Origin of the sequence: Desulfovibrio sp. 1214_IL3152 (genome assembly GCF_036763055.1) — a bacterium.
In the GTDB taxonomy this organism is placed as follows: Bacteria; Desulfobacterota; Desulfovibrionia; order Desulfovibrionales; family Desulfovibrionaceae; genus Desulfovibrio.
In genome coordinates this window covers 1-1,417 of the sequence record NZ_JBAIYW010000163.1, presented here as the reverse complement: position 1 = coordinate 1,417, position 1,417 = coordinate 1, and the positions used below count along the sequence as shown (strand labels likewise).

The 1,417-nt window shown below is 58.3% G+C and carries 1 protein-coding gene; it reads left to right on the top strand.

The window, feature by feature from the left end; all coding sequences use genetic code 11:
• Positions 1-48 precede the first annotated feature (48 nt).
• Positions 49-1,417, top strand: a 1,369-nt coding sequence (locus V6C07_RS03275) for an Rne/Rng family ribonuclease (RefSeq protein WP_333534946.1), incomplete at its 3' end; no start/stop codon positions are given.

The following is a 1,417-nucleotide window of genomic DNA, read 5'->3' as shown; positions in this document are numbered from 1 at the left end:
TAAGACGAAGAGGAGCAGCTTTCCGCTGCGGGTTCACAGGCCGCTGCCGTGAACGGCACAGCTTCCGACGGTGCAGCCGCCAGGGAAAGCTCCGGCGCAGCCCCCACGGCAGACAGCAAAAAAACCGCCCCCACGGAAAGCGGCAAGCACAAGAGCAAGTCCGAGTCGGCAGGCACGCGGCGGCGCATGTTCATCAGCGTTCTGCCCGGTGAGCAGGTGGAAGTGGCGCTGACCGAAGACGGCCAGTTGCTGGAATACTATCTGGACATGCTGCACCAGCGCAAAATCAAGGGCAATATTTACAAGGGTGTCATTCACAATATCGACACCAATCTTCAGGCCGCCTTCGTGAGCTACGGCGCCGGAAAAAATGGCTTTTTACAGATAGACGAAATTCATCCGGAGTATTGGCTGACCCACCATGAACCGGCCAAGGGCAAAAAGTTTCCTCCTATCCAGAAGGTGCTCAAGGCTGGTCAGGAAGTGCTTGTGCAGGTTGTTAAAGAACCTACAGGCAGCAAGGGCGCGTTTTTGACCACCTGGCTTTCGCTGGCCGGACGTTTTCTTGTGCTCACCCCCGGGCAGGAGCAGATCGGCGTTTCGCGCAAGGTGGATGATGAAGAGGAACGCAGCCGCCTGCGCGAAATGATGAACGGCATTGATCCCGGCCAGGGCCTGGGCGTTATTGTGCGGACTGTCAGCGCGGGAACCACAAAAACGACCCTCAAAAATGACCTGCAGTACCTCAAAAGGGTCTGGCGCGACATTCGCAAAAAAGCCACCGAAGTAACGGCTCCGGCACTTATCTATCAGGAACCGGGCCTGTCGGAACGCGCCGTGCGCGACTACCTGACCGAAGACGTGGGCGAAATCTGGGTTGATCACGAAGACGTGGCGCAGAGCATTCGCGAAACCGTCAACCTGCTCTTTCCGCGCAAAAGCGATCTGGTGCGCCTGCACAGCGATGTGCGGACCTCCATGTGGGAACGCTTCAGCCTGCGCCGCCAGCTGGACCAGATATATACCCGCGAGGTGCTGCTGCCCTCTGGCGGCAGGCTGGTTTTCGATCAGACCGAAGCCCTCATGGCTGTGGACATCAACTCCGGCAAGATTTCGGGCAAAGGCAATTTTGAGGCAATGGCGCACAAGACCAATATGGAAGCCGCTGAAACCATCGCCCGCCACCTCAAGCTGCGTGATATCGGTGGGCAGGTCGTCATAGACTTCATCGAAATGCGCGACAAAAAGCACATCATTGAAGTGGAAAAAACCTTGCGCTCCGCCATGAAGAACGACCGCGCGCGCCACGATGTGGGCCGCATGAGCGCCTTCGGCCTTCTGGAACTGGTACGTCAGCGCACCGGCTCTTCAGCTCTGGCCATCACTATGGAGCCATGCCCGGCCTGCGGCGGCACCG